The 26044-nt window shown below is 66.4% G+C and carries 23 protein-coding genes; 8 read left to right on the top strand and 15 right to left on the bottom strand.

The annotated features are described in order from the left end of the window. Positions 1-39: 39 nt before the first annotated feature. From JTE92_RS28405 to JTE92_RS28395, 3 genes are read left to right on the top strand one after another with little or no spacing between them, the layout of a single operon-like run. On the top strand, positions 40-1503 hold the full coding sequence (locus tag JTE92_RS28405) for a mannitol dehydrogenase family protein (protein ID WP_063241662.1): 1464 nt from the start codon (positions 40-42) through the stop codon (positions 1501-1503). Positions 1504-1524: 21 nt separating this feature from the next. Further along, the gene (locus JTE92_RS28400; RefSeq protein WP_063241595.1) at positions 1525-2544 is read left to right on the top strand and encodes a TRAP transporter substrate-binding protein; all 1020 of its coding nucleotides are present in this window, start codon (positions 1525-1527) and stop codon (positions 2542-2544) included. Between the two features lie 45 nt (positions 2545-2589). Next, on the top strand, positions 2590-4485 hold the full coding sequence (locus JTE92_RS28395) for a TRAP transporter large permease (RefSeq protein ID WP_063241663.1): 1896 nt from the start codon (positions 2590-2592) through the stop codon (positions 4483-4485). 55 nt (positions 4486-4540) lie between these two features. Here the strand turns inward: JTE92_RS28395 and JTE92_RS28390 are convergent, their stop codons facing one another. The 3 genes from JTE92_RS28390 to JTE92_RS28380 all read right to left on the bottom strand — a co-directional run bounded on the left by JTE92_RS28390 (position 4541) and on the right by JTE92_RS28380 (position 7823). Beyond that, a complete protein-coding gene (locus JTE92_RS28390; protein ID WP_063241596.1) occupies positions 4541-4729 on the bottom strand; it encodes a hypothetical protein in 189 nt (62 codons plus the stop codon). Positions 4730-5068: 339 nt separating this feature from the next. Continuing rightward, positions 5069-6469 carry an amidohydrolase family protein gene (locus tag JTE92_RS28385; RefSeq protein ID WP_063241597.1) on the bottom strand — a complete coding sequence of 467 codons (1401 nt, stop codon included), beginning with the start codon at positions 6467-6469 and terminating at the stop codon, positions 5069-5071. Positions 6470-6473: 4 nt separating this feature from the next. Beyond that, a complete protein-coding gene (locus JTE92_RS28380; RefSeq protein WP_063241598.1) occupies positions 6474-7823 on the bottom strand; it encodes a nucleobase:cation symporter-2 family protein in 1350 nt (449 codons plus the stop codon). A gap of 333 nt (positions 7824-8156) precedes the next feature. Between JTE92_RS28380 and JTE92_RS28375 the strand changes: the two genes are divergently transcribed. Together JTE92_RS28375 and JTE92_RS30590 are read left to right on the top strand one after the other, a co-directional pair. Continuing rightward, entirely contained in the window at positions 8157-8849 is a 693-nt protein-coding gene (locus JTE92_RS28375; RefSeq protein ID WP_232353333.1) for a cupin domain-containing protein, read from the top strand. Positions 8850-8867: 18 nt separating this feature from the next. Beyond that, positions 8868-9125 (top strand): helix-turn-helix transcriptional regulator, encoded by a 258-nt coding sequence (locus tag JTE92_RS30590; RefSeq protein ID WP_232353332.1) that lies wholly within the window; start codon positions 8868-8870, stop codon positions 9123-9125. 18 nt (positions 9126-9143) lie between these two features. On the opposite strand, the gene JTE92_RS28370 is transcribed toward JTE92_RS30590, so the two are convergent. From JTE92_RS28370 to JTE92_RS28350, 5 genes are read right to left on the bottom strand one after another with little or no spacing between them, the layout of a single operon-like run. Then, positions 9144-10223: a CobW family GTP-binding protein gene (locus JTE92_RS28370; RefSeq protein ID WP_063241599.1), complete on the bottom strand. Its 1080-nt coding sequence runs from the start codon at positions 10221-10223 to the stop codon at positions 9144-9146. A 56-nt stretch (positions 10224-10279) separates the two neighbouring features. Further along, positions 10280-10876: a UbiX family flavin prenyltransferase gene (locus JTE92_RS28365; RefSeq protein WP_063241600.1), complete on the bottom strand. Its 597-nt coding sequence runs from the start codon at positions 10874-10876 to the stop codon at positions 10280-10282. Continuing rightward, the gene (locus JTE92_RS28360; RefSeq protein ID WP_084254796.1) at positions 10873-13161 is read right to left on the bottom strand and encodes a xanthine dehydrogenase family protein molybdopterin-binding subunit; all 2289 of its coding nucleotides are present in this window, start codon (positions 13159-13161) and stop codon (positions 10873-10875) included. The genes JTE92_RS28365 and JTE92_RS28360 overlap by 4 nt, the downstream gene beginning before the upstream one ends. Further along, the gene (locus JTE92_RS28355; protein WP_063241602.1) at positions 13161-13676 is read right to left on the bottom strand and encodes a (2Fe-2S)-binding protein; all 516 of its coding nucleotides are present in this window, start codon (positions 13674-13676) and stop codon (positions 13161-13163) included. The genes JTE92_RS28360 and JTE92_RS28355 overlap by 1 nt, the downstream gene beginning before the upstream one ends. Then, a complete protein-coding gene (locus JTE92_RS28350) occupies positions 13664-14560 on the bottom strand; it encodes an FAD binding domain-containing protein (protein WP_063241603.1) in 897 nt (298 codons plus the stop codon). The genes JTE92_RS28355 and JTE92_RS28350 overlap by 13 nt, the downstream gene beginning before the upstream one ends. A gap of 194 nt (positions 14561-14754) precedes the next feature. Between JTE92_RS28350 and JTE92_RS28345 the strand changes: the two genes are divergently transcribed. Then, positions 14755-15669, top strand: coding sequence for a LysR family transcriptional regulator (locus JTE92_RS28345; protein WP_459539739.1), 915 nt, complete (start codon positions 14755-14757; stop codon positions 15667-15669). Between the two features lie 14 nt (positions 15670-15683). Here the strand turns inward: JTE92_RS28345 and JTE92_RS28340 are convergent, their stop codons facing one another. The 6 genes from JTE92_RS28340 to JTE92_RS28315 form a co-directional block, all read right to left on the bottom strand. After that, entirely contained in the window at positions 15684-17075 is a 1392-nt protein-coding gene (locus JTE92_RS28340) for a nucleobase:cation symporter-2 family protein (RefSeq protein ID WP_063241604.1), read from the bottom strand. 231 nt (positions 17076-17306) lie between these two features. Then, positions 17307-18731 carry a UbiD family decarboxylase gene (locus JTE92_RS28335; RefSeq protein WP_063241605.1) on the bottom strand — a complete coding sequence of 475 codons (1425 nt, stop codon included), beginning with the start codon at positions 18729-18731 and terminating at the stop codon, positions 17307-17309. A gap of 109 nt (positions 18732-18840) precedes the next feature. Then, a complete protein-coding gene (locus JTE92_RS28330; RefSeq protein ID WP_063241606.1) occupies positions 18841-19755 on the bottom strand; it encodes an amidohydrolase family protein in 915 nt (304 codons plus the stop codon). Between the two features lie 40 nt (positions 19756-19795). Beyond that, on the bottom strand, positions 19796-20698 hold the full coding sequence (locus tag JTE92_RS28325) for an amidohydrolase family protein (protein WP_063241607.1): 903 nt from the start codon (positions 20696-20698) through the stop codon (positions 19796-19798). A 310-nt stretch (positions 20699-21008) separates the two neighbouring features. Further along, positions 21009-21506, bottom strand: a complete 498-nt coding sequence (locus JTE92_RS28320) for a M48 metallopeptidase family protein (protein WP_063241665.1) — start codon at positions 21504-21506, stop codon at positions 21009-21011. 46 nt (positions 21507-21552) lie between these two features. After that, a complete protein-coding gene (locus tag JTE92_RS28315; RefSeq protein ID WP_029048367.1) occupies positions 21553-21777 on the bottom strand; it encodes a hypothetical protein in 225 nt (74 codons plus the stop codon). Between the two features lie 137 nt (positions 21778-21914). Here JTE92_RS28315 and ettA point away from each other — a divergent pair, with 137 nt between their 5' ends. After that, complete coding sequence (gene ettA, locus JTE92_RS28310) at positions 21915-23582, top strand: energy-dependent translational throttle protein EttA (protein WP_063241608.1); 1668 nt, start codon at positions 21915-21917, stop codon at positions 23580-23582. 135 nt (positions 23583-23717) lie between these two features. Next, positions 23718-24623, top strand: coding sequence for a phosphoribosyltransferase (locus tag JTE92_RS28305; protein ID WP_063241609.1), 906 nt, complete (start codon positions 23718-23720; stop codon positions 24621-24623). A 34-nt stretch (positions 24624-24657) separates the two neighbouring features. Here the strand turns inward: JTE92_RS28305 and JTE92_RS28300 are convergent, their stop codons facing one another. Next, positions 24658-25803 carry a metallophosphoesterase gene (locus JTE92_RS28300; RefSeq protein WP_063241610.1) on the bottom strand — a complete coding sequence of 382 codons (1146 nt, stop codon included), beginning with the start codon at positions 25801-25803 and terminating at the stop codon, positions 24658-24660. Positions 25804-26044: the final 241 nt, after the last annotated feature.

Here is a 26044-nt window from a genome sequence, read left to right as displayed (position 1 = left end):
ACGCACGATGCCGCAATACAAACGATCGAGGGGCAGGGCATGAGGCTGGCGCAGCGTACCGCTTGCAGCGCCGACGCCGCCGTGCAACGGCCCGGCTACGCGCGCAGCCGTCTGTCGCGCGGCATGGTGCATATCGGGCTTGGCGCTTTCCACCGCGCGCACCAGGCGCTGTACACCGAGGCTGCGATCCACGATGGCGACACGCGTTGGGGCATCGTGGGCGTCAGCTTGCGGGAACCGCGCATGGCGCGCGCGCTGACTGCCCAGGATTGCCTGTACGCGGTCATCGAGCGGCAGGGTGCCGAGGCCAAGGGGCGCATCGTGGGCGCCCTCGTGCAGGCCCTGTATGCGCCGCATGCCCTGGAGCAGGTGACCGGTGCCATCGCCGATCCCGCCGCGTCGGTCGTGACCTGCACCGTGACTGAAAAGGGCTACCACCGGCATCCGTCGACATCCGACCTCGACACCAGCGATCCGGATATCCGGCACGACCTGGCCCATCCCGACGCGCCGCGCAGCACGCTTGGGGTGCTGGCGGCGGGGATACGCCGCCGGCCGTCCGGCGCGCCGCTGAGCATCGTCTGCTGCGACAACATGGCCGACAACGGCGACACGCTGCGCAAGCTGCTGACCCAGTACGCGTCACAGGTCGATCCGGCGCTCGCCCGGCGTATCGACGACGAGGTGGCGCTGCCGAACACCATGGTCGACCGCATCGTGCCGGCCGCGACGCCGGCGTCGCTGAACTGGGCGCAGCAGCGCCTCGGACTGCGCGATGAAGCCGCCATTGTCTGTGAGCCGTTCACGCAGTGGGTGATCGAAGACCGCTTCGCCGGAGCGCGGCCCGCCTGGGAAGCCGGCGGCGCGCTGATGACCGGCGATGTCCGGACGTTCCAGGCCATGAAGCTGCGGATGCTGAACGGCACGCATTCGGCGATCGCCTATGCCGCGCAGTTGTGCGGCATAGGGACCGTGGCCGGGGCGATGGCCGATCCGGTCCTCGGTGCCTTCGCGCGTGGGGTGATGGAGGACCTGCTTGCCACCGTCACCGCACCGCCGGGGTACGACGTCGCCCGCTACGCCAATGCGTTGCTGTGCCGCCTGCGCAACGCCGCGATCGCGCATCACACCGCGCAGATCGCGACGGATGGCACGCAGAAGGTCCCGGTGCGCTGGCTGCCGGCCTTGCGCGAAAGCCTGGCCGCGGACATCGAGCGGCCATGCCTGGAGCGTGCGCTGGCGCTGTGGCTCCACTATTTGCGCTGCGACACCAACGAGCGTGGCGAGCCGCTGGCCGCCAGCGATCCCGGTGCGCCGCCACTTGCCGCAGCGCTGCGCGGCGCAGACAGCGATACGGACGCCGTGCGCCGGGCGCTGGCGCACGGCGCCGTATTTGGCGACGCCCCGTGGCCGAAGCATTTCCGGCGCCGGCTTGCCGCACACCTGACGGTATTGCGCGAGCGCGGCGCGGCTGCATTGCTGTCCTTCCCGGCCACAACTTGAAAAACAGGAGACAAGCACGTCATGACCAATCGGTTCACTCGCCGCCAGTTCGGCGCACTCGCCGCCGGCGGACTGGTTCTGGCATTGCCCGGGCGCAACGCGTTCGCCCAGAGCGCCACCATCAAGCTGAAGTACGGCACGGCATTTCCGGCCGACCATCCGGGCACGCTGCGCATCAAGGAGGCCGCCGAGGCCATTCGTCAGGACACCGGCGGCAAGGTCGACCTGCAGGTCTATCCCAATAGCCAACTGGGCAGCGAGCCAGACATGGTTTCCCAGGTCCTCGCCGGCGCCATCGACTTCATGTCGACCGCCAGCACCAACTTGCAGACACGTGTGCCGGCCGCCAGCATCAATGGCGTGGCCTTTGCCTTCAAGGACTACGCCACGGTGTGGGCCGCGATGGACGGCGGACTGGGCGCTTACGTCCGGAGCGCGCTGGGCAAGGTGAACCTGCACGTGTTCGAGAAGTGTCTCGACAACGGCTATCGCAATATCACTTCCGCTAGCCGCCCGGTGAACACGCCGACGGACCTGAAGGGGTTCAAGATCCGCGTCCCGGCGATCCCGCTGTGGGTCTCGATGTTCAGGACGCTGGGCGCGGCGCCGACGGTCATCCCGTTCGCCGATCTCTATTCGGCGCTGCAGACACGCGTGGTGGACGGCCAGGAGACGCCGCTGTCGCTGATCCGCAGCGGCAAGCTGTACGAGGTGCAGAAATTCTGCTCGATGACCGCGCATACCTGGGACGGCCACTTTATCTTCGGCAATGCCAGAAAATTCAAGGCACTGCCGCGCGAGGTGCAGGCTTCGCTGACGACCCGCTTCACCACCGCGGCGCTGAAGCAGCGCGAGGATATCGCGCGGGTCGACGTCGAAGCGCAGGCGGAGATGACCCGGCTTGGCATCACGTTCAACCGCCCGGATCCGGCGCCGTTCCGCAAGCTGCTGCGGGACGCGGGCTTTTACGCCGAGTGGCGCAGGAAGTTTGGCGACGAGGCCTGGGAGATGCTGGAAAAATACACCGGGCCGCTGGTCTGAGGCAGGCGCCATCAAGCCGACATGAAAGAGGAAGAGGAGATCATGATGGAGCACGCCGCCGAAACCCTGGTCCCGCCTGCCCATAGCGCCCATAGCGCCCGCGCCGCCCCCACACCGCCGCCCGCCAGCACGCGCTGGGGCCGCATCCTGGCCTGCCTGGTTGAACTGCCGGCCGCGCTGATCGTCGTGGCCGAAATCCTGATCCTCGGTGGCGGCGCGTTCGCGCGCTATGCCTTGCACGCGCCGCTGCCGTGGACGGAGGAGCTTGCCGGCATCCTGTTCCTGTGGCTCGCGATGCTCGGCGCCATCATTGCCTTGCAGCGCAGCGCGCACATGCAGCTCACCACCTTCATCAGCAAGCTGCCGCCGCACCGGCGCGCGTGGGTGGATGCCTGCGGCATGTGGATGGTGGTGGCGTTCCTGTTGCTGCTGGTGCAGCCGGCGTGGGAACACCTCGTCGAACATGTGGACGTGCTGACGCCGACCCTGGAAGTCAGCGAAGCCTGGCGCGCGGGAGCGGTGCTCGCCGGCACCGTGCTGATGCTCGTGACTGCCGTGATCCGCCTGCTGGAGCGCGCCAGCCGCAGGCAGGCGGCCATCAGCGGCTTGCTGGTCGGGCTCGGTGCCGGTGTGTTGTGGTTGCTCTCGCCGGTGCTGATGGGGTTGGGCAATGCCAACCTGGTGATCTTCTTCCTGCTGATGCTGGTTGGCTGCGTCGCCATCGGCGTGCCCATCGCCTTTGCCTTCGGGCTCTCCACGCTCTGCTACCTGGCGTTGTCCACGGCCACGCCGCTGTCCATCATCCCGAACCGCATGCAGGAGGGCATGTCGCACCTGATCCTGCTGGCGGTGCCGCTGTTCATCTTCCTGGGCGGGCTGATCGAAATGACGGGCCTGGCGCGCGCGATGATCCAGTTCCTGGCCGGGCTGCTCGGCCATCTGCGCGGCGGGCTGCAGTACGTGCTGCTTGGTGCGATGTATATCGTCTCGGGCATTTCCGGTTCCAAGACCGCCGATATGGCGGCGGTCGCGCCGGCGCTGTTCCCGGAGATGAAGCAGCGTGGCGCGAAGGATGGCGACCTGATCGGCCTGCTGTCGGCGTCCGGCGCGATGTCGGAGACGATCCCGCCCAGCATCGTGCTGATCACGGTCGGGTCGGTCACGGGCGTGTCGATCACCTCGCTGTTCATCGGCGGGCTGATGCCGGCGCTGGTCGGCCTGGCGATGATGGCGCTGGTGGTCTGGTGGCAGACGCGCAAGGAGGACATGCGGGGCACGGTGCGGCCATCGGGCCGCGGGTTGTTGCGATTGCTGGTGGTGGCACTGCCGGCGCTGGCGCTGCCGGTGATCATCCGCACCGCCGTGGTGGAGGGCGTGGCCACCGCCACCGAGGTGTCGACCATCGGCATCTTCTATGCGGTGCTGGCCGGCGTGCTGATGTACCGGCAGTTCGACCTCCGGCGCGTCTATCCGATCCTGATCGATACGGCGGCGTTGTCCGGCGCGATCCTGCTGATCGTGGGGTGCGCCACCACCATGGCGTGGGCGCTGACGCAGTCGGGTTTTGCGCAGGACCTGGTCCGCGTCATGTCCGGTGTGCCGGGTGGGAAGACCGGCTTCCTGCTGGTGTCGGCGCTGGCTTTCGTGATCCTGGGCAGCTTGCTGGAAGGCATCCCGGCCATTGTGCTGTTCGGGCCGTTGCTGTTCCCGATTGCCAGGCTGGTCGGCGTGCATGAGGTGCACTATGCCATGGTGGTGATCTTCGCCATGGGGCTGGGCTTGTTCGCGCCGCCGTTCGGCGTAGGCTTCTATGCCGCCTGCGCCATCGGGCGCGTGTCGCCGGACGTTGCCATGCCGCGCGTGTGGCCGCATATGGCGGCGTTGTGCATTGCGCTGTTGCTGCTGACGCTGGTGCCGTGGTTCTCGGTCGGGTTCCTGTAAGTTGGCGTCAGGCGGCTTGCCAGGGCGGCCGGCAAGCCTTCGGCGGGCGCTGCGGTCAGGCGGCAAGCTCCTCCGCCAATATGCCTTCCAGCTGCGCCTTCAAAAGACGAAGCAGGCAAAGCGCACTGAAGCAGCCTTCCGATGTGTCGCACAGCTGGTCAAGCATGCCAAGCACGCCTTCGATGCCTGCCGCCAAGGACTCAAGATTCAGCCGTGCCGCTGTGGATAACGTGTTTCCCGACATAGGACCTCCGATCGTTGGATGAAGGCCTGCCGCACGATGTGAGGGGAGGGCGGCGGGCCTGACGACGAGGGTGGAAGCCCGGTGTCACAGCCAATGCCGGTCAGCCTTGCGGCTGTCTCGTCCGGCCCGCCATAAAGCAATGGCTTGCCCGAATGGGCAAAGAAGGTCGCCAGGCGCGACCATCTAGCTGTAACACACGGGCTTCCACACCCGGCCACCGTTGTGCGATGACCATGTCAGTCTCGCGTGTTGCCGCTCGCATTTCGATAGGACAGTTCGCATTCCCATGCGGACCGCGCATGGTGCAGCAGCGCCGCCCGTCAGGAAATAGCCGAACGCCTAATCCACCAGCGTCGCCAGCGCCTCCCGCGCCTCCCGGCGCAGCTTCTCCAGATCCAGCCCGACGACCGCGCCATCGCGCACCACCTGCCGCCCCCGCACCAGCACGTCGCGCACCGGCGTCGGCTCGCCCGCCGCCACCGGCGCCGTGCCGATGTCATGGAAGCCATGGAAGCGCAGCCCGCTGACGTCATAGATCGCCAGGTCGGCCGATTGCCCGGGCGCCAGCGTGCCGATCCCGGGCAATCCCAGCACCCGCGCCCCACCAGCCGTGCCCCAGTGGATGACTTCCTCCACGCGGGTTTGCGCCGCTCCGCCCAGCGCCCGGTGCACCAGCCACGCGAAGTTGGCCTCGTGCACCATGCTGCCGGATTCATTCGAGGCCACCCCATCCACGCCCAGCGAGATCGGCACACCCGCGTCCGCCATCGCCCGCACCGGCGCGATGCCGCTGCCCAGCCGCGCATTGCTCACCGGGCAGTGCGCCATGCCGGTATTGGTCACCGCCAGCATGCGGATCTCTTCCGGATTCACCGTGACCAGGTGCGCGAACCACACGTCGGGCCCGAGCCAGTCATGGTCGGCGACAAACTGCACCGGCGTGCATTGATACTTCTCGCGGCAGAAGCGAACATAGTTGTCCGTTTCCGACAGGTGCGAATGCAGCCGCAGGTCCAGCCCGCGTGCGAACGACGCCAGCTCGCGCAGCCATACCGGCGGCAGCGAGAAGGTCGGCGTGGTCGGTGCGACCACCACGCGGCGCAGGCCATCGCCCGAGGCATCGTGATAGCGCGCCTTCAGCCGCTCGATATCGGTGAGCATCTCGTCCAGCGTCTCCGGTACCAGCGCGGTGGCGCGCATGCCGGGGTGATCGGAGGCGGACTGGATCGCGCCGCCGCGGCACAGCACCAGCCGCATGCCGAGTTCTTCCGCGACCTCGAACAGCACGTCGCCGGTCTCCGCGCCGTGGCCGTGGTGGTACAGGTAGTGATGGTCGGCGCAGGTGGTGGTGCCGGACAGCAGCAGTTCGGCCATGCCGAGGCGCACCGCGGTGCGGAAGATCTCCGGCGTGAACCGCGCCAGCCGCGGATAGGCGACCGATGCCAGCCATTGCTCCAGTCCCGCGTTCATCCCGCTCGGTACGGCCTTCAGCAGGTTCTGGAACAGATGGTGGTGTGTGTTGACCCAGCCCGGGTAGACCACGCAGCCGGTCGCGTCAATCAGATCCTCGCCGTCGTGGCGCGGCAGCGCGGCGCCGATTTCGGCGATGCGTCCGTCGCGGATGCGGATGTCGGCGGCGCCGGCGCGGGCGGCGTCGCCCGCGCGGCCGGTCATCACGGCGGCGGCATTGCGAATCAGCAGCGCGCCGGCATACGAGACGGAAGTGGTGTTCTGCACCATGTTTTCAGACCCCCTGTACGTTATCGGCATTGGCGGGCAGCTCGTCGGCTTCACGGGCGGGCACGCCGTTGAGAATCAGGTTGAGCAGCACGGACACCACGCAGGCGATGATCACGCTGCTGTGGACGAATGGCTGCAGGAAGCCGGGCAGCTTCTCCAGCATAGTGGGCAACATCACCGGCATCATCGCGCAGCCGAGCGTGATGGCGACGATGGACAGGTTGTTGGGGTTGCGCTCATACTCCACCTCGCCCAGCGTCTTGATGCCGGCCGCGACCACCACCCCGAACATCACCATGGTCGCACCGCCCAGCGCCGCCGACGGGATCGACGCGAACAGCGCGCCGATCTTGGGCACCAGCGCCACCGCGCACAGCATCACGCCACAGGTGGCCACCACCCAGCGGCTGCGCACGCCGGTGACGATGACCAGGCCCACGTTCTCCATGAAAGCGATGTACGGGAACGCCGCGAACATGCCGCCGATGGCGCTGGCCAGGCCGTTGGCGCGCAGGCGCTTGGTGGCATCCCGCTCGGTCAGCGGGCGCTTGACGATATCGCCCACGGCGACGAACAGGCCCATCGACTCCACCATCTGCACCACCATCACGATCACCATGGTGACGATGGCGCCAATGTCGAAGACCGGCATGCCGAAGGCAAACGGCGTCACCATGGTGAACCATGGCGCGCGCGCGACTTCGTCAAAGTTGCCCATGCCCAGCATCCAGGCCACCGCGCCGCCGACCAGCAGGCCGATCACCACGGACAGGTTGCGCACCAGCTCGCCGCCATGGCGATTGATGAACAGGATCAGTGCCACCACGCCGAAGGCGACCAGGAAAAAGACGGGAGCACCGAATTCCGGCGCTCCCCTTCCGCCTCCAAACCAGTGAAACGAAACCGGGAACAAGGACAGTCCCACCGCGGTGATGGTGCAGCCGCTGACCACGGGCGGGAAAAAGCGCTTGAGCTTGCCGATGATCGGCGCGAGGAACATCGCGATCACGCCCGCGGCGATGATCGCGCCGCACACGCCGTTGAAGCCCAGCGACGGATCGGTGCCGATGGCGATCACGGGCCCGACCGAACTGAACGCCACGCCCTGCATCAGCGGCAGCCGCACGCCGAACTTCCAGAAGCCGACGGTCTGCAGCAGCGTGGCGATGCCTGACGTGAACAGCGCGGTGCTGATCAGCATGGTGGTTTGCGCCGGCGTCATCTTGAGCGCGCCGGCCACGATCATCGGCACGGCGATGGCGCCGAGATAACTGACCAGCATGTGCTGGAAGCCGAGCGAGGCCATGGCGCGCGCGGGCAGGACCTGGTCGACGGGGTGAACCGCAGGTTGCATGATGGGTGTCTCCTGCCGCGTGTGGGAGTTGCGCCATGCCGGCGGCGGCTGGCCCGGTCTCTGGTTGCCGGGCTCGGTCCGTCACGGTGCCATGCGCGACGCATTGGCCGGCGCATGGTTGCACAGTAGCGGGGCGCGGCATGCGGTTATAGCGTTATTGCGAAGACGGTGGCATCGGGCCGCAATGGGGTGCGCAAAAGGTGTGGGTAAGGCATCAGGGGTTTCCCTTGGGTTGCTTGTTGCGAGTGCGGGAAATAGGATTGGCATGTCTTGTGGCGTGAGCCCGCCGCGGCCGCAGGCAAGAATCCCTAATGTCTCGGTCTTCCAACGCACATGACACCTAGCGGCGATCTCGATCGCATCCAGTCGCTCTCCGGCCGCGTGTTCGGCCCCACGCGCCTGCGTGCCGCAGAGAACGATGCCGCACTCGATGCCCGTATCGACACCTGCACCATTGGCCACCTGACGCTGGTCACGATCGCCTACAACCAGGCCGTGCAGATCGAGCCCCAGCCCAACAAGGACGAATTCGTGATCCAGACCGTGCTCGCCGGCACGTGCCGCGTGGAAACGCCGCGCGGTGCGACCGAGATGCCGCCTGGCGCGACCTTCGTGTTCTCGCCCACCGTGCCGACCACGCTGTCGCTCGACCCCGGCTGCGAACGCTTCAGCGTGGTGGTTCGCCGCCAGCTGATCGAAGAGGCGTTCCGCCAGCAGTTCAGCTTCGATCCGCCCGCGCCGATCGAATTCGACATGCAACCGGTAGCCAACGATGGCCGTGCCGAACGCTGGCAGGCGTTGGTCAGCTACCTGCGTGCGGAAACGCGGGTGCGGCGCGAAGGCGGGGCGGTGCAGGCGGTGGATGGCAGCATCGAGCGCATCGTGCTGTCGACGCTGCTGCTCGACCGCTTCGCCGCGGACGGCAATATGCTGCCGCGCCGCTTCGAGGCGGTGCTGCCGGACTATGTGCGCTGCGCGATCGCGTACCTGCGCTCGCACCTCGACCAGCCGCTGACGCTGGAGTAGATCGCGGCGCATTGCGGGGTGTCGGCGCGCACGCTGCAGCTGGGTTTCCGCAAGAGCAAGAACACCACGCCGATGGAATACCTGCGGCTGCTGCGCCTGCACGGCGCGCGCGCGGACCTGCAGCAGGCCAGGCAAGGGAAGGGGACGGTCAGCGCGATCGCGCTACGGCACGGCTTCACGCACCTGAGCCTGTTCTCGCGGGAATACCGGCGTGAGTTCGGCGAGTTGCCGTCGCAGACGCTGCGGGCTGCATCGCAGGACCCGCAGCGCGGCTGAGGTGCCTCAGGTGGTGCCTCAGGCGGCCTGCGCGACGGGCAGGCAGACCTTGAGCAGTGTTTGCAGCCGCAGCTTGTCCAGATGGCGGCCGATGAAGACGAACTTGCTCTGCGGCGCGTCGTGATTCCACGGCTCCGACGGATGGAAATCCATCAGCCGGTGCACGGCCTGCAGCACGTAGCGGCGCGCGTCGCCATCGACCGCGACGATCCCCTTCATCCGGAACACATCGTCGCCCTGCGCGGCCAGCAAGGCCTTCAGGCCATGCTCGAGACGCTGCCGGTCGAAGGGCTGGTCGAACACCAGCGACACGGACGTCACTGACGGGTCGTGGCGGTGGCCATGCTGAGCGTCGTCATCGTGCGCATGGTCGCAATGCGCATCGCAAACGTGGTCGTGATGATCGTGGCCGTGATGGTCGTCATGCGCTTCCATTTGCGCCGTGCCCGGCGTAAAGCCGCCGATGCCCAGGATCTTGGTCAGGTCAACCTGCGCGAAGTTGGAGCGCAGGATCCGCGCGCCTTCGTTCAGCTTGTGGATGCGCGCCTCCAGCGCATCCAGCCGCGCGGCGCCGACGAGATCGGTCTTGTTCAGGATCACGCGGTCCGCTGCCACGATCTGGTCGACGGCCTGGTTGTCGAAGCCGGTCAGTTGCGGGTCGTCGAGATGGTCTTCGATATGCACGGCGTCGACGAGCGTCAGGATGCCGTCCAGTGTGACCTGCTTCGCGACGTCGTTGTCCATGAAGAAGGTCGCCGCAACCGGCGTCGGATCGGCCAGCCCGCTGGTCTCCACCAGGATGTGATCAAAGCGCTCGGGCCGCTCCAGCAGCTTCTGCAGGATGCGCACGAGGTCGGTGCGCACATCGACCACGCAGCAGAGGCAGCCGTTGGTCATCTGGTAGATCTCTTCGTCCGACGTCATCACCAGGTCCGAGTCGACATCGACCTCGCCGAACTCGTTCTCGATCACGGCGATGCGGTGGCCGTGCTTCTGCGTCAGGATATGGTTGAGCAGCGTCGTCTTGCCCGCGCCAAGGAAGCCGGTCAGGATGGTCACGGGGACGGGGGGCTGTTGTGCGACGGCAGTTGCGTTCATGTTGTCTCCTGATTGGGGTACTGCGATCCCCGCATGCGACGGGGCGAACCTTGTGGTCAGCCGGCGGCGACGCTGGGACGCATGCCTTCCCAGCGCTCCACCAGCCCGTCATGCGGCACATCGAACAGATCCAGCACGCGCCCCACGGTGTGGTTGACGATGTCTTCGACCGACTGCGGATGCGCGTAGAACGCCGGTACCGGCGGCAGGACGATGGCGCCCATCTCGGTCACCGTGGTCATGTTGCGCAGGTGGACCAGATGGAAGGGCGTCTCGCGCGCCAGCAGCACCAGCCGGCGGCGCTCCTTGAGCACCACGTCGGCGGCGCGGGTGACGAGGTTGTCGGCAAGGCCGGTGGCGATCGCGGCGAGCGTGCGCATCGAGCACGGCGCCACTATCATGCCGTCGCAACGGAAGGACCCGCTGGCGATGGTGGCGCCGATATCGCGCACGTTGTGCACGACGTCGGCCATGGCTTCGATCTGCGGGCGCTGCAGGCCCAGTTCATGGTGCGCGGTGAGCAGGCCGGACGGCGAGCAGACCAGGTGGGTCTCCCAGGCGTCCAGCGCCTTTAAAGCCTGGAGCAGGCGCACGCCATAGACCGCGCCGCTGGCGCCGGTGATCGCGACCACCAGCCGTTGCGTGCGGGTCATGGCGTGACGCCTTCCTTCGCGGCTTTCTCCGCCAGTGCCTGCAAGACTTGCTCGGGCTTGATCGGATAGTGGCGGAAGCGCACGCCGATGGCATCGAACACCGCATTGGCGATGGCGGGCCCGATCGCGACGATCGGGTCTTCGCCGACGCCCTTGGCGCCGAACGGGCCGCCGGGGTCGGGCGCGGCTTCCAGGATCACCGTGCGGATTTCCGGCATGTCCATCGCCAGCGGCATCTTGTAGTCGACAAAGTTGGCGTTGAGCGAGCGGCCCGTGCGCATGTCGATCTGGTAGTCCTCGTACAGCGTATGGCCGATGCCTTGCTGGATACCGCCTTCGATCTGTCCAGCTGCCGCCACCGGATGGATCACCTTGCCAACGTCATGCACCGGCACCACCTGCTGCACGGTGATGAAGCCGGTCTCGGTGTCGACCGCGACTTCGACGAAGTGCGCGGCGAACGAGTACGACTTGGTCGGGTGATAGGTTGCGGTCCCGACCAGTTGCGCGGCGGGAATGCCCTTGCGCGGCATCACGGCCTCGCGCACCGTCAGCGTGGGGCCATCGCGGTCGCGCACGGCGATCACGCCTGCGGTCAGCGACAGCGCGTCCGGCTCGCATTCGAGCAGCTTTGCCGCGCGCCCGAACAGCTGGCGCTTGATTTCGTCCGCCGCCATCTGCGCTGCCTTGCCGACCATGTAGGTGGTGTGGCTGGCAAACGCGCCGATGTCCCACGGTACCACGTCGGTATCGCCGTGCACGACTGCTACTGCTTCGAACGGCAGCGTCAGTTCCTCCGCAACGATCTGCGCGAGCGCCGTGTGCGCGCCGGTACCCAGGCCGGCGGCGCCGGTCAGCAGTACCACCGTGCCGTCCTCGTTCATCTTGATGATGGCGTTGCCCTGTTCCTTGATGCCGGGGTAGGCGCTGCTGCCATGCATCTCGCAGCCAAGGCCCCAGCCGGTGCGGATCGCTCCGCTGGTATCGCGTGCGCGCTTCCGCAGTGCAGGCCAGTCGACGATCTCCATCCCTTTCTTGATGCAGGCCTCCAGCCCGTGCCCGATCAGCGGATGGTTCGACGGCGCGATATCGCCCTCGCGCACGGCGTTCTTCAGCTTCAGTTCGGAGGGGTCGATGCCGAGATGTCCGGCGGCCTCGTCCATCTGCACGTCGAGCGCGTAGTAGGTCTGCACCACGCCATAGCCGCGAAAGGCGCCTGCGATCGGGCTGTTGGTGTAGACGCAGCGGCCTTCGAGCAGCACGTTGTCGCAGCGGTACAGGGACACCATTGCCGCGGTGCCGACATTGGTCACGCCCGGGCCATGCGAGCCATACGCACCGGAGTTGAACACCACCTTTGCCTGGCGCGCGGTGATCGTGCCATCGTTGCGGAAACCCTGCTTCAGCCAGATCTTGGCGGGATGCCGCGTGCGCCCACCAAGGAAGGTTTCCTCGCGCGTGTATTCCATCCGCACCGGCCGGCGCGTCTCGCGCGCCAGCAGTGCGCACAGGAACTCATGCTGGAACAGGTCCTGCTTGGCGCCGAAGCCGCCGCCCATATGGTCGACCAGTACGCGTACCTTGTGCAGCGGCAGGCCCAGCACCTCGGCCATGATGCCGCGCACCATGAAGGCGGTCTGCGTCGAAATCCATACCGTCAGGTTGCCATTGCCGTCCCAACTGCAGGTGCAGACGTTGGGCTCCATATAGGCGGGGGTGGGGCGGCCGCCTTCGTAGACGCCTTCGAGGATGAAGTCGGCGTCGGCGAAGCCGGCCTCGACGTCGCCGCGCCTGATGATGACCGGCGGCAGCACCAGGTTGCCTCCCGGCTCGCGGTCATGGATGCGTGGCGCGTCGGAGCGCTCCGCATCCTCGGTGGTGAATACCGCAGGCAGCGTGTCGTATTCCACCTCGATCAACTCCACTGCACGAGCGGCGATCTCTTCGCTGATCGCGGCCACCGCGGCGACGCCTTCACCCCAGTAGCGTACCTTGTCGTCGAGGATGTACTGGTCGCACGTCACCGACGCCGAGCGCGGGTGCGGCGAGCCCGCATGCAGCACGCGCGGCACGTTCTCGTGCGTCAGCACCGCCTTCACGCCCGGCAGCGCCAGCGCGCGCGTGGTGTCGATGCGGCGGATCTTCGCGTGGGCGACATCGCAACGCTTGAGCTTTCCGAACAGCAACCCGGCGAACGGCATGTCGGCAACGTACTTAGCATTGCCGGTCACCTTGTCGAGCAGGTCGGTGCGCTTGACGCTGTGTCCGATCACGGCGTGGGTCATCATGCCTCCTCGCTGGCGGGTGCCTTGCAGCAAGCGTTGTGGTCCGGGTTCATGGCCTCGGCAGTCTTCTCGATGGCCTCGATGATCTTGGTGTAGCCGGTGCAGCGGCAGATATTGCCGGCGATGGCAAAGCGGATTTCGTCGCGCGTGGGGTGCGGGTTTGCGTCGAGCAGCGCCTTGGCCATCACCACGAAGCCCGGCGTGCAGAAGCCGCACTGCGCGGCGCCGCATTGCATGAACTGCTCCTGGATCGGGTGCACGACGTCAGGGGAAGGCTGGACGCCTTCGATGGTGGTGATGCTGCAGCCGTGCGCTTCGGGCGCCAGCAGCAGGCACGCGTTCATCGGCTGCCCATCGATGATGACGGTGCACGAACCGCATTCGCCAACGTCGCAGCCCTTCTTGGTCCCGGTCAGGCCGGCGTCGTTGCGCAGCGCGTCGAGCAGCGTGCCGTGCGGTTCCACCGCCAGTTCGCGCGGCTCGCCGTTGATGACGAGTTCGATTATTTTTCGCATGTTGCGGCCTCCAGGGCTTGCTGCAGGGCTTGTTCCAGGGCGCGGCGCGTCAGCACGCTGACCATCTGCCGGCGATAGGCTTCGCTGGCGCGCACGTCGCTGATCGGGCGCGCGTCGCGCATGGCGGCATGGGCGGCCTGCAGGATCAGCGCATCGGTGATGGGGTGCTCGCGCAGCAGGTTTTCGGCGTGTACCGCGCGTACCGGCGTCGGCCCCACGGCAGCGAGCACGATGCCGACGTCGGTGCAGCGGCCGCCGTCGACCGTCAGCGACACCGCCACGCCAACCGTGGCCAGTTCCATCTGCACGCGGCGACCATGCTTCAGGTAGACCTTGGCAGTGCCGGTTCCAGCGTCGGCGCGCGGCGCCGGCACGGTGATGCGCGTGACGATCTCGTCGGGCGCGATCGCGGTCTTGCCGACGCCGGTGATGAAATCTTCCACGCGCACTTCGCGCGAACCGGACATGCCGTACAGGTGCACCGAAGCGCGATCCGCCACCAGTGGCGCGATCGAATCCGCCGACGGCGACGCGCGGCACACATTGCCGACCACGGTAGCGCGATGCCGCACCTGGATCGAGGCAAAGTCCGTCACCGCCTTCGCCAGGCTGGCGTAGTGGCGCTGCACGAAGCCGGAAGTCTCCACCGCGCGCGTCGTCACCAGCGCGCCGATGCGCAGGCCGTTGACCGGGTCGAACGTCAGCACGTCCATGCCCGGGATCTTCTTGATGTTGATGACCTGCTCGGGCTTGCGCACCGACTCCTTGATCTGCACGAGCAGGTCCGTGCCGCCGGCCAGCACGCTGGCCCTGCCCCCGCACCGGTGCAGCAGGGCCGAGGCTTCCGCCAGCGTGGCCGGTTCGAAGTATTCAAACGCTCTCATCGCTCCTCCTGGTCTTTGCCACCGGTGGCGTCCGCACGTAATGCGCGGCGCGAACCGCCGAGGCCATGATGGGCGGATGGCGTCCATCGGTAAAGGTAGCGAAACGGATTAATTGATCGTGTTACCCTCTGAATCCGATGCGCCGCCGTTTCAACGAAAAGAGCGCGCACGCCAGGAACCCGGAGGTAGACAACGTGCCCAACATCAGCAACATGAACGTGTCGCTGCGCCAGCTGCGCGCGTTCATTGCCGTGGCGCAGGAGCGCCATTTCACGCGCGCCGCGGAGAAGCTGGATTTGTCGCAGTCGTCGGTCAGCGCGCTGATCCATGAACTGGAAGGCAATCTCGGGCTGAAACTGTTCGATCGGCATACGCGGCAGCTCCACATCACGCAGGCCGGCGCCGAGCTGCTGCCGCTGGTCAAGAAGGCGGTGGCGGACATCGACAGCGTGATCGAGAACTCCAGCGAGCTGCGTACGCTCGGGCGCGGGCGCGTGTCGATCGCGGCGTCGTCGATCCAGGCGGCGCTGATGCTGCCGCGCTTTATCCGCGAGTTCTGCGTCGGCCATCCGGGCGTGAAGGTGGAGCTGCACGATGTGTCGGAGCATGAGGTGCCCAAGATGGTCAGCTCGGGCGAGGTCGATTTCGGCATCGGCACCATTCCCGAAGGCCAGCCAGACCTGAGTGCGCACCGGCTGATGGAAGACCCGTTCGTGATCGTGATGCAGGCTGACCATCCGCTGCTGCGGCGCAAGACGCTGCGCTGGGAAGACCTAGCCAGCATCCCGGTGATTGGCCCGCACAAGGGCAATCCGATCCGCGATTGCCTCGACACCGCGCTGGCCGCGCGCGGCATCACGCTGCAGCGGCTGCATGAGGTGCTGCTGCCGCTGACAATGGTGGGAATGGTCGATGCCGGATTGGGGATCGCGGTAATGAGTGCGGCAGTCACGCGCCTGACTTCGGCGCTTGGCCTCGCCACGGTAATGCCGACCGATCCGGTGATCCACCGCGAGATCTCGCTGCTGGTGCACGCGGACCGGTCATTGTCGCCGCCGGCGCAGGCCTTCCGTGACCTGCTGATGCGGCAACGGGGCAGGCTGGGCTAGGCAGGCCTATTCCTTCAAGCCGGCTCCTTCGCGAGCCCGTGGGCCTGGGGGGCCGGTGAACGCGCGTTGAACAGCAGGTTCAGCAGCACCGCCGTCAGCGTGCCGAGCAGGATGCCGTTCTGGCAAAACTTCGCCAGCAACTCCGGCATCTGCGAGAAGAACTTGTCCGACACCAGCGGGATCATGCCCAGCGCCACGCTGACCGCGACGATATAGGCGTTCTTCTTGTTCTCGACAAAGTCCACATGGCCGAGGATGCGCACGCCGGTGGCCGCGACCATGCCGAACATCACCAGCGCCGCGCCGCCGAGCACGTACTGCGGGATCGACGCGGCAAAGAACGACAGTTTGGGCAGGCAGCCCAGCACGATCAGGATGCCGCCGGCGGTGGCGCAGACCCAGCGGCTGCGCACGCCCGTCACCTGCACCAGCCCCACGTTCTGCGCGTAGGAGGTATAGGTGAAGGTGTTGAACACCGCGCCCACCAGCGCGCCCACGCCATCTGCACGCAGGCCGCGCGCGATGTCCTCCGATTCGACCGGCCGGCCGACGATCTCGCCCAGCGCCAGGAACTGGCCCACGCCTTCGATCATGATCACCATCATCACCACGCACAGCGTGATCGCGGTCATCGCATCGAAGGTCGGCCAGCCGAAGTGGAAGGGCGTGATGAACTCGACCCAGTGCGCGTTGTGCAGCCCGTCGAAACTGACCTTGCCCAGTGCCAGCGCGATCAGGAAGCCGACCGCGATGCCGATCAGCACCGCCACGTTGCACAGGAAGCCGCGCGCGAAGGCGACCAGCGCCAGCACCGTGCACAACACCGCGGTGGCGATGGCGATATTCACCGGCATGCCGAAGTTGGGATTGGGCACCGGACCCGCAGCCGTATTGATGGTCGGATTGCCACCCGCCGCCCAGTTGATGCCCACGCGCATCAGCGAGATCCCGATCACCAGCACCACGGTACCGGTCACGACCGGCGGGAACCAGCGCACCATCTTGCCGACATAGGGCGCGGCAAAATAGGTGAAGACGCCCGCCACCATCACCGCGCCGAACACGGCGGGCAGGCCCAGCGACGGGTTGGAGCCGGTGGCGATGATCGGCGCGATCGCGGTGAAGGTCACGCCCATCATCACCGGCAGGCGGATGCCGACCTTCCAGATGCCGATGCTCTGGATCATCGTCACCAGGCCGCAGCAGAACAGGTCGGCGGCGATCAGGAAGGCGACCTGGTCCTTGGGCAGCTTGAGCGCGCCGCCGATGATCATCGGCACGGCGATGGCGCCGGCATACATCACCAGCACGTGTTGCAGGCCCAGGGCAAGCAGGCGGGGCGCGGGCAGGACTTCGTCAACGGGATGCACGGGGGCAGCCCCATGCGCAGGCAGGGTGGGGGTCATGCTGTCTCCTTTGGTCGGTAGCACGCCGGTCGCGCCCGAGACGCTTACGTGTCGCCAAGGTCGCCGGCAGTTTCCTGTGCGGGATGGTCAGTTGCCATCCTTCTCGTGCGATGCCCGCGCCTGTCCTGGATATGTGTCCAGCATGGCAGCCGCGGCGCGAGGGTACAACTGATGAGGCGGATTTATCGATCGGGTTTAACGATGAATCCGCCTGTTCAACGGGGTTTTCCCTTACGGAACATCGAGGCGGGCCAGCAGCGCAGTCGCGCGCGCCATCGCTGCATCGTCGATGCGCGCACGCACGCCGTCGAAGCCGGGGCCGCGCGTGGCATCCAGCCCCATGCGCGACGTGGTGCCCGCGCCGGAGGCGGAAGGATCGAGCGCGCTGCCAGGCAGCCCGTCGACCACCACCACATCGAGATGCGGCTGCAGGTGCGTCGCCATCGCCCACAACACGTCCTCGTCGCGGGTGATATCGACGTCCTCGTCCACCGCGACCACCGTCTTCAGGTACGGGTCCCAGCCGAGCAGCCCGAGCATGACCTGCCGCGCTTCGCCGGGCCGGCTCTGGCGCAGCGCGACGTAGGCGTGGAAGTGCGTGCCCGAACTCGGGTAATGCACGGCGGTGACGCTGGGAAAGCGCTCCTTCAGTTTCTCCACCATCTCTGATTCGCGCGGGATGCGGCCCAGGTTCAGGTGTTCGGCGGAGTTGCCGCCGACCACGTCGACCAGCCACGCGTCGGTACGGCGCATCACGCTTTCCACGTGCAGCAGGTTGTTGGTGGAGCGGTCCGACGAATAGCCGGTGAACTCTCCGAACGGCCCCTCGTCGACGCGCGCCTCGGGATCGATCACGCCTTCCAGCACGATCTCGGCATGCGCCGGCACCAGGATGCCGTAGCCCGGCGTGCGCACCACCTCCAGCGGCGCACCGAACAATCCGCCGGCAACGTGGCGCTCATCCACGCCAAACGGCAGGCGCGCCGCGCCCGCGAGCATGAACAGCGGATGCGCGCCGATCACCATCGCCACCGGCAGCGGCTTGCCCAATTGCGCCGCGCGCTGTTGCATGCGCCACAGGTGGCCGCGCGAATGCAGGCTGGTGGCGATCCCGGTCGGCGAATGCAGCATCGAGCGATGGAAGCTGGCGTTGCCGATGCCGGTATCGGGGTCCTCGGCGATCAGGATCGCATTGGTGATGTAGGGGCCGCGATCGCTGGCGAAGTGCCGGATCGCGGGAATGGTGCGCAGGTCGATGTTGCGGGTCTCGACATGCCCGGTCACCGCGCCGCTGTCCTGCACGCGCGGCGCCACCATGCGGCGGCTGCGTGCCTGGTATTCGGCATGGATGCCGGCGGGCGGCACGCCGCCGAGCATCCGGCCCACGCGCTCGCGCGAGGCAAACAGGTTGGTGACGAGCGGGACACCGAGTCCGTCGACATGGTCGAGCACCAGCGCGGGATGGCGGCCTTGCGCGGCCAGCGCCCACACCAGCGCGGTGGCGTCCTGGTCGGCGCCCACCGGCTCGCGGATATGCAGGACGTCTTCGGTAAAGGCCTCGCGGTATGCGGCCAGGAACTGGTGGAAATCCTGCGAGGTGTCGTGGAAAGGCTTGCGCCCCGACGTGGAAGCGAAGGGCGCTGAAGGCGAGTTCATGAACGGCTCCTGTGGTCAGGGTCGGCCAGGGCGAAGGCTGCCCCGGCGGCCGGGAAATTGGCAATTCCCTGGCCGCCGTGCCATGCCTGCCTGCGGAACAGCTAAGGGCCTAGCGCGTGCTGGCGTACGTGTCCTTCAGCCGCGCTTGTGCCTCTGCCTGCGTCTTGGGCGGTGCGGTCGGCTCGATGCCGACCAGCCGGGCGATGTTGTTGCCCATGTAGTCCTCCAGCCCGTCCTCGTCGAGGTCCATGCCCTGCGGCGCGGGGCCGCACAGCATTTCCAGCTCGCGCAGCCACATGCCCGGCTCGTTGGGCGGCGTGTCGGTGCCGAACACGATCTTGTCGCGCGGCAACTGGCGCGCGAACTCGACGATGCGCGACTGGAAGCACCAGCCCGATTCGCAATACACGTTGGGCGTGTCCATCGCCATCCAGAACGCCTCGAACGAATAGTTGCCGCCGGTCTGGATGCCGAAGTGCCCGATGATGAAATTGACCATCGGGAATTCACGGATCACCGGGTAAAACATCGTCGGGATCGTGTATGGGCCGTCGCCGGTATGGATCAGCACCACGATGTTGTATTTGGCGCAGACCTTCATCGCCGGGCGCAGCCAGTCGAGCGCGCGGTCGGGCCGGTAGCCGTGCATGTTGGCATGCAGCTTGAGCATCTTGAAGCCGTACTCCCTGATATGGAATTCCAGCTCCTGCGCGCCTTCTTCCGGGCCCCAGCGCGGGTTGAAGGTGAAGTTGCCGATAAAGCGGTCGGGGTACTTCTGGCACAGGCTGGCCACGTAGGCCATATAGTCGCGGATGCCTTCGCGGCCGCGGCGGTTGCCGTCGCGATAGCCGGTGTTGCCCGGCGGCGGCTGGATAAAGCCCATGTCAATGCGGCGCGGCTTGCCGTTGATCATGTAGGGGCCGTCCATCATCTTGAGCAGGCGCTCGCCGGTGAAGGGCTCGCCGGTGTGGCGCCAGGCTTCGTCGACGAGGTTGGTGGGGTGCAGGTGGGTGTCGATGATCATCTCTTGTCTCCGGAGTCCGTTGTCGTTGGCGCTGACGGGGTCAGGCGGTCAGGCGCGCTTTCGCTTCTTCCAGCGTGCGCGGGACCGGCGTCGGCGCCAGGCCGATCATCCGGGCGACGTTGTTGCCCAGGTAGTCCTCCAGCGTGTCTTCGTCCAGGTTCAGGCCCTGTGGCGGCTCGAAGCACAGCACTTCCAGCAGGCGCAGCCACATGCCGGGCTCGTTGGGCGGCGTGTCGGAACCGAACAGGATCTTGTGTTTCGGCAGCACCTTGGCGAACTCGACGATGCGCGACTGCAGGCACCAGCCCGATTCGCAGTACACGTTGGGCATGTCCATCGCCATCTGGAACGGCTCGAAGCAATACACGCCGCCGGTCTGCACGCCGAAGTGGGCCATGATGAAGTTCACCGTCGGGAACTCCTTGATCATCGGCACCCATTCGGTCGGGATGCTGTAGGGACCGTCGCCGGTATGCAGCTTGACCAGCACGCCCAGCTCGGCGCATTTCTGCAGCGCGGGGCGCAGCCAGTCGAGCGCGCGATCGGGGCGGTAAGCGTGCATGTTGGCCTGGAACTGGACCATCTTGAAGCCCAGCTTCTTCACGTAATGCTCCATCGCGTTGACGCCGTTCTCGACGCCGCAGCGCGGGTTGTAGACGAAGCAGCCGATAAAGCGGTCCGGGTACTTCTGCACCATCTCGACCGTGTAGGCCATGTAGGCGTCGATCGACTCGCTGCCGGATTTCACGCCGTCGGTGAAGGTATAGATGGTGTTGCCCTGCGGGGGCTGGATAAAGGCTTTGTCGATGCGGCGCGGCTTGCCGTTGATGGTGAACGGGCCGTCCATCATCTGGATCAGGCGCTCGCCGGTGAATGGCTCGCCGTCATGGCGCCAGGCCAGGTCCACCAGGTTCGTCGGATAACAGCTGGTGTCGATGATCATGGGAGATCCCCTAACAATGACTAGGTTGGACACGCATGCGGGGATCGGGGCGGAAAGGCGCGCGCAACACCATGCGGCTTCCGGGCCGGATCGTTATCGCATGCTGATTTCGGGAGTCTTTGTCAGGAGAGCGTTGGACCACTGCGCCACCGACGAAACACTCCGTCAGTGAGCAATCTCCAGTTGGACCTCACGGCATTGCACCGCTGCTGTCCAATCGACCGCTTCTACCCACGCGCTCGTTATACATAGGCGCGCGCGGGGTCGTCAAGAATCTTGTGTGCTGCGCTGCACGAAGCAGCGCGCGCCGCTACGCCTTTTGCGCGCGCTCCAGTTCGCGCCACGCCAGCCACAGGCGCGTGTCGAACTCCAGCTGGTGGTAGCGCGGCTCCATGTGTTCGCACAGCCGGTAGAAGGCCTTGTCGTGGTCGCTCTCCTTCAGGTGCGAGAGCTCGTGCACGACGATCATGCGCAGGAATTCCGGCGGCGCTTCCCTGAACAGCGAGGCCACGCGGATTTCCTTCTTGGCCTTCAGCTTGCCGCCCTGCACGCGCGAGATCGCGGTATGCAGGCCCAGCGCCCTGTGCGCCGAGTCCAGCGTGGCATCGAAGCCGACCTTGTGCAGCGGCGGCGCGTTGCGCAGGAACTCCTGCTTCAGCCCGGTGGCGTAGTCGTACAGCGCGCGATCGGTCTGCACGGTGTGGCGGCCGGGATAGCGGCGAGCCAGGTGGTCGCCCAGGCGGCCGGCGGCGGCGAGCTCGCGCACCTGGTCGAGCACTTCGGGCGGGTAGCCGCCCAGGAAGCGCATCGGGTCCTTGCCGGCGGGGCGCCAGGTTTGCGTCACTGCGGCTTGCTTAGTGGTGGTGGTGATGGTGGTGCATCCAGCTGTTGTCCAGCGAGTTGACGAAGGACTCGACCGCGTCCTTGTCGCCGGTGGCGTGGCGCATCATCTCGCCGCACTTGCAGAAGCCCTGGTACGGGGTGATGTGCGAGCACGCGGACGTCTTCTGCAAGTACAGGGTGACGGGTTTCGCGCACTTCTTGCACTTGAACTTCAGGGTCAGGGCGGGTCTGCTCATGGCGATGGCTCGGAAAATCTGCGGAAAATCGAACCTGCCATTGTACCGGCGGGGGCCGAAGCTGGCTGGGGCCGGCTGCGCGCCCCGGCGTGCCTGATACACTCCCGCCATTCCCGCACCAACCCCAACACGCACCCATGGCACAGTACGTTTTCACCATGAACCGCGTGGGCAAGATCGTTCCGCCCAAGCGTCACATCCTGAAGGACATCTCGCTGTCGTTCTTCCCCGGCGCCAAGATCGGCGTGCTGGGCCTGAACGGCTCGGGCAAGTCCACGCTGCTCAAGATCATGGCCGGCCTCGACAAGGAGATCGAGGGCGAGGCCACGCCGATGCCGAACCTGAACATCGGCTACCTGCCGCAGGAACCGCAGCTCGACCCCGAGCAGACCGTGCGCGAATCGGTGGAAGCGGCGCTGGGCGGCGTGTTCGAGGCGCGCAAGAAGCTCGACGAGATCTACGCGGCCTACGCCGAGCCGGACGCGGACTTTGACGCGCTGGCGGCCGACCAGGCCAAGTACGAAGCGATCCTGGCCGCCAGCGATGGCAACAATGTCGAGCTGCAACTCGACATTGCCGCCGACGCGCTGCGCCTGCCGCCGTGGGAGGCCAAGGTCGGCCACCTGTCCGGCGGCGAGAAGCGCCGCGTGGCGCTGTGCCGCCTGCTGCTGTCGCGCCCCGACATGCTGCTGCTCGACGAACCGACCAACCACCTGGACGCGGAGTCGGTCGACTGGCTGGAGCAGTTCCTGACGCGCTTCCCGGGCACCGTGGTGGCCGTGACCCACGACCGCTACTTCCTCGACAACGCCGCCGAGTGGATCCTGGAACTGGACCGCGGCCAGGGCATCCCCTGGAAGGGCAACTACAGCTCGTGGCTGGACCAGAAGGAAGCGCGCCTGAAGCAGGAAGAGGCCAGCGAGTCGGCGCGCCAGAAGGCGCTGCACAAGGAACTGGAGTGGGTGCGCCAGAACCCCAAGGGCCGCCAGGCCAAGTCCAAGGCGCGCCTGGCCCGCTTTGACGAGCTGAACAGCCAGGAATACCAGAAGCGCAACGAAACCCAGGAAATCTTCATCCCGGTGGGTGAGCGCCTGGGCAACGAAGTGATCGAGTTCGACAACGTCAGCAAGGGTTTCGGCGACCGCATGCTGATCGAAAACCTGAGCTTCAAGGTGCCGCCGGGCGCCATTGTCGGCATCATCGGCCCGAACGGCGCCGGCAAGTCGACGTTCTTCAAGATGCTCACGGGCAAGGAACAGCCGGACAGCGGCGAGATCAAGATCGGGCCGACCGTGAAGATGGCCTTTGTCGACCAGAGCCGCGATGCGCTGGACGGCACCAAGACCGTGTTCGAAGAAATCTCGGGCGGCGCCGACGTGCTGACCGTTGGCCGTTACGAAACCCCGTCGCGCGCCTATATCGGCCGCTTCAACTTCAAGGGCGGCGACCAGCAGAAGCAGGTCGGCACGCTGTCGGGCGGTGAACGCGGCCGCCTGCACATGGCCAAGACGCTGATCGCCGGCGGCAACGTGCTGCTGCTGGACGAGCCGTCGAACGACCTCGACGTGGAAACGCTGCGCGCGCTGGAAGATGCGCTGCTGGAGTTTGCCGGCTGCGTGATGGTGATCTCGCACGATCGCTGGTTCCTGGACCGGATCGCGACGCACATCCTGGCGTTCGAGGGCGACTCGCATGTGGAGTTCTTCCCGGGCAACTACCAGGAATATGAAGCGGACAAGAAGAAGCGGCTGGGCGAAGAAGGGGCCAAGCCGAAGCGGATTCGGTACAAGCCGATTGCGCGGTGAGGGACTGCTGAGTGTGAAAGGGAACCAGGCCTGCGGGCCTGGTTTTTTTATGGCGCGTAGCGGCGTGCTTGTCCAATATTCTGAAAGTGGCCGCCAGGCCTTCGGCATTAAGGTGATGCCGGGTAGGTTTGGTGGATGCGAAAGTCAATCCACCTTCTCATCTTCAAGCGGCCCCGCGGGCGTTTCGGCCGGCAGCTATTCGAAGCACGCCAGGATCGCGAGCATCCATTCCCGAAATCGGCTGAGTCGTCGCCATACTTCCTCTACCGTTCTGTTGCCGAACTGAGGGCGCATCCTAGCTACAAGGCGGCAAAGGCCGGATCCACCGAGGCGGCGATACGACTGATTGGCGATCTTGCGCTGCCGTTGATAGCGAAATTGCGCGAAGCAGACTTTCCGAGTTCATGCATCTATGTGGCGCCCCACGCCGTGGAGGCCCAAGGTGAGAATGCTATTCCACAGGTGTTTGCGATGTACCTGCACCACGCTCTGGACGGGGAGGTCGACGAATCCATCGTCCAGACAACGAAGGTGTTCCACACCGGTGCAGATCCAATGGAGCGGATGAATCTGCGTGCCCGATTCGCCGGGTATGTGGTGCCGGGGGGACGTTATGTGCTGGTAGACGACGTCACCACGATGGGCGGCACGCTTGCGGAACTGGCCCACTACATCCAGGCGCAGCGCGGCGACGTGGTCGCTGCCATCGTGCTGGTATGCGCTGGACGCTCTGGTAGACTGGTGGCGCCTCGGCAGGTAATTCTTGAACTGGAAAGGAGGTATGGCGATGAAATCCGCAAGATCTTCGGCATTGCCACCCACGCCCTCACCGCGGATGAAGCGGGTTACCTCATCGGTTTCCGTACAGTTGACGAAATCCGAAATCGCCGAGCTAAGGCGGAACAAGAAACGTATCTCCGACTTGGCTCGAAAGGCATTCAGCTCGATGAATCTGAAGGACAAGTAGGACGCGCCGGTTCCCAACGCCGCCAACAGGGCACTAAGATCCCAAGCAAGATGCGCAAGCCCCGCCTCAAGTGAGCGGCGCTTTTTGTTGCCGACGCGGCAATCCTCTCTAAGCCCGCACCAATCTCACCCGCGTAATCTCCGACGGCGCCCCAAGCCGCTTTGGCGGCCCCCAGTACCCCGTCCCCCGGCTCACATAGATCCACATCGCGCCGTGCCGCACCAGCCCCGCGGTGTACGGCTGCTGCATCGGCACGAACAGGTTCCACGGCCAGAATTGACCGCCGTGGGTATGCCCCGACAACTGCAGGTCAAAACCAGCCTCGGCCGCGGCCACTGCCGTGCGCGGCTGATGCGCCAACAGCACGCGCACGCCGGCCTGTTGCGGAGCGCCGGCGATGGCGCGGTGCGGGTCGCTGCGGTGGCTTTCGTGGAAGCGGCCGGCGGAGTAATCGGTCACGCCTGCCAGCACCAGCGGCTGCCCGCCGTGCTGCACCACCACGTGCTCGTTCATCAGCACGCACAGGCCGAGCCGGCGCAGTTCGTCGATCCACGGCTGTGCGCCGGCGTAGTACTCATGGTTGCCGGTGACGAAGTAGCTGCCATGGCGAGCCTGCAGCCGCGCCAGCGGCGCGGTATGGGCGGACAGTTCACGAACGGTGCCGTCGACCAAGTCGCCGGTGATGGCCACGGCGTCCGGCTTCAGGCTGTTGACGCGGTCGACGATGCGGTCGAGGTAGGGCCCCTTGATGGTGGGGCCGACGTGGATGTCGCTGATCTGCGCGATGGTGAACCCGTGCAGCGCCTCGGGCAGGCCGGCCACCGGCACGTCGACCTCGACCACGCGCGCCACGCGGCGGGCATTGATATAGCCGGCCAGCGTAACCAGCAGTGCCAGCAGCGGCACGGCGAGGGCGCTGCCCGCGACCAGCCCGGGGGCTTGCCAGCCGAGCAGCTTGCCCACCAGCCAGGCGGCGGCCAGCGCGACGTCGCGCGCCAGGGTCAGCAGCAGCAGGGATGAGAAGAATCCCATTGCCAGCATGCCGATCCAGGAAATCCGGTCCGCCCACGGCTGGCTGAAGCGGCGTGCCAGCAGCCCGGCGGGCAGCAGCGCGCAGGACAGCGCGAGCCAGGTGACGGCGAGCGTCTTGACCAGCATCGGCACGGGCATCGCCGGCAACAGGCGCAGCCCGATATAGCCGTGCAGCAAAGCCGTGATCACGGCGGCGGTCAGGATGGTGGTGCGAGGGGGCATAGGGGCGCGGCGAGAGCCAGGGTGGAATCGGGAGATGAGGCCGCTGCGGGCGCGCTTCAAGGGCGGAAAGCGGCGGCCGCCGGCCAAGCAAGATGCACACCCGCGCCGCGTGTGGAATCCTCGCGCCGGCCTGATCTGTCTTTTTTTGCGGCGCCCCTGAATGTTTTCAAATGCGATTGTTCGCCTGTCCGGCCTAATTTAGATTGCCAGCATGGGCCGCTTGTTGTGCAGCATCGTGCCC

This window comes from Cupriavidus oxalaticus (assembly GCF_016894385.1).
Classification (GTDB): domain Bacteria; phylum Pseudomonadota; class Gammaproteobacteria; order Burkholderiales; family Burkholderiaceae; genus Cupriavidus; species Cupriavidus oxalaticus.
Note: the sequence above shows the minus strand (reverse complement) of the source record. Positions and strands in the feature narration are given on the sequence as shown.

Bases quoted from the DNA above. Each gene is read 5' to 3' on its own strand.
- JTE92_RS28405 (WP_063241662.1), top strand. From the start codon at position 40: ATGAGGCTGGCGCAGCGTACCGCTTGCAGCGCCGACGCCGCCGTGCAA.
- JTE92_RS28400 (WP_063241595.1), top strand. From the start codon at position 1,525: ATGACCAATCGGTTCACTCGCCGCCAGTTCGGCGCACTCGCCGCCGGC.
- JTE92_RS28395 (WP_063241663.1), top strand. From the start codon at position 2,590: ATGGAGCACGCCGCCGAAACCCTGGTCCCGCCTGCCCATAGCGCCCAT.
- JTE92_RS28390 (WP_063241596.1), bottom strand. From the start codon at position 4,729: ATGTCGGGAAACACGTTATCCACAGCGGCACGGCTGAATCTTGAGTCC.
- JTE92_RS28385 (WP_063241597.1), bottom strand. From the start codon at position 6,469: ATGGTGCAGAACACCACTTCCGTCTCGTATGCCGGCGCGCTGCTGATT.
- JTE92_RS28380 (WP_063241598.1), bottom strand. From the start codon at position 7,823: ATGCAACCTGCGGTTCACCCCGTCGACCAGGTCCTGCCCGCGCGCGCC.
- JTE92_RS28375 (WP_232353333.1), top strand. From the start codon at position 8,157: ATGACACCTAGCGGCGATCTCGATCGCATCCAGTCGCTCTCCGGCCGC.
- JTE92_RS28370 (WP_063241599.1), bottom strand. From the start codon at position 10,223: ATGAACGCAACTGCCGTCGCACAACAGCCCCCCGTCCCCGTGACCATC.
- JTE92_RS28365 (WP_063241600.1), bottom strand. From the start codon at position 10,876: ATGACCCGCACGCAACGGCTGGTGGTCGCGATCACCGGCGCCAGCGGC.
- JTE92_RS28360 (WP_084254796.1), bottom strand. From the start codon at position 13,161: ATGACCCACGCCGTGATCGGACACAGCGTCAAGCGCACCGACCTGCTC.
- JTE92_RS28355 (WP_063241602.1), bottom strand. From the start codon at position 13,676: ATGCGAAAAATAATCGAACTCGTCATCAACGGCGAGCCGCGCGAACTG.
- JTE92_RS28350 (WP_063241603.1), bottom strand. From the start codon at position 14,560: ATGAGAGCGTTTGAATACTTCGAACCGGCCACGCTGGCGGAAGCCTCG.
- JTE92_RS28340 (WP_063241604.1), bottom strand. From the start codon at position 17,075: ATGACCCCCACCCTGCCTGCGCATGGGGCTGCCCCCGTGCATCCCGTT.
- JTE92_RS28335 (WP_063241605.1), bottom strand. From the start codon at position 18,731: ATGAACTCGCCTTCAGCGCCCTTCGCTTCCACGTCGGGGCGCAAGCCT.
- JTE92_RS28330 (WP_063241606.1), bottom strand. From the start codon at position 19,755: ATGATCATCGACACCCACCTGCACCCCACCAACCTCGTCGACGAAGCC.
- JTE92_RS28325 (WP_063241607.1), bottom strand. From the start codon at position 20,698: ATGATCATCGACACCAGCTGTTATCCGACGAACCTGGTGGACCTGGCC.
- JTE92_RS28320 (WP_063241665.1), bottom strand. From the start codon at position 21,506: ATGCGCTTCCTGGGCGGCTACCCGCCCGAAGTGCTCGACCAGGTGCGC.
- JTE92_RS28315 (WP_029048367.1), bottom strand. From the start codon at position 21,777: ATGAGCAGACCCGCCCTGACCCTGAAGTTCAAGTGCAAGAAGTGCGCG.
- ettA (WP_063241608.1), top strand. From the start codon at position 21,915: ATGGCACAGTACGTTTTCACCATGAACCGCGTGGGCAAGATCGTTCCG.
- JTE92_RS28305 (WP_063241609.1), top strand. From the start codon at position 23,718: ATGCGAAAGTCAATCCACCTTCTCATCTTCAAGCGGCCCCGCGGGCGT.
- JTE92_RS28300 (WP_063241610.1), bottom strand. From the start codon at position 25,803: ATGCCCCCTCGCACCACCATCCTGACCGCCGCCGTGATCACGGCTTTG.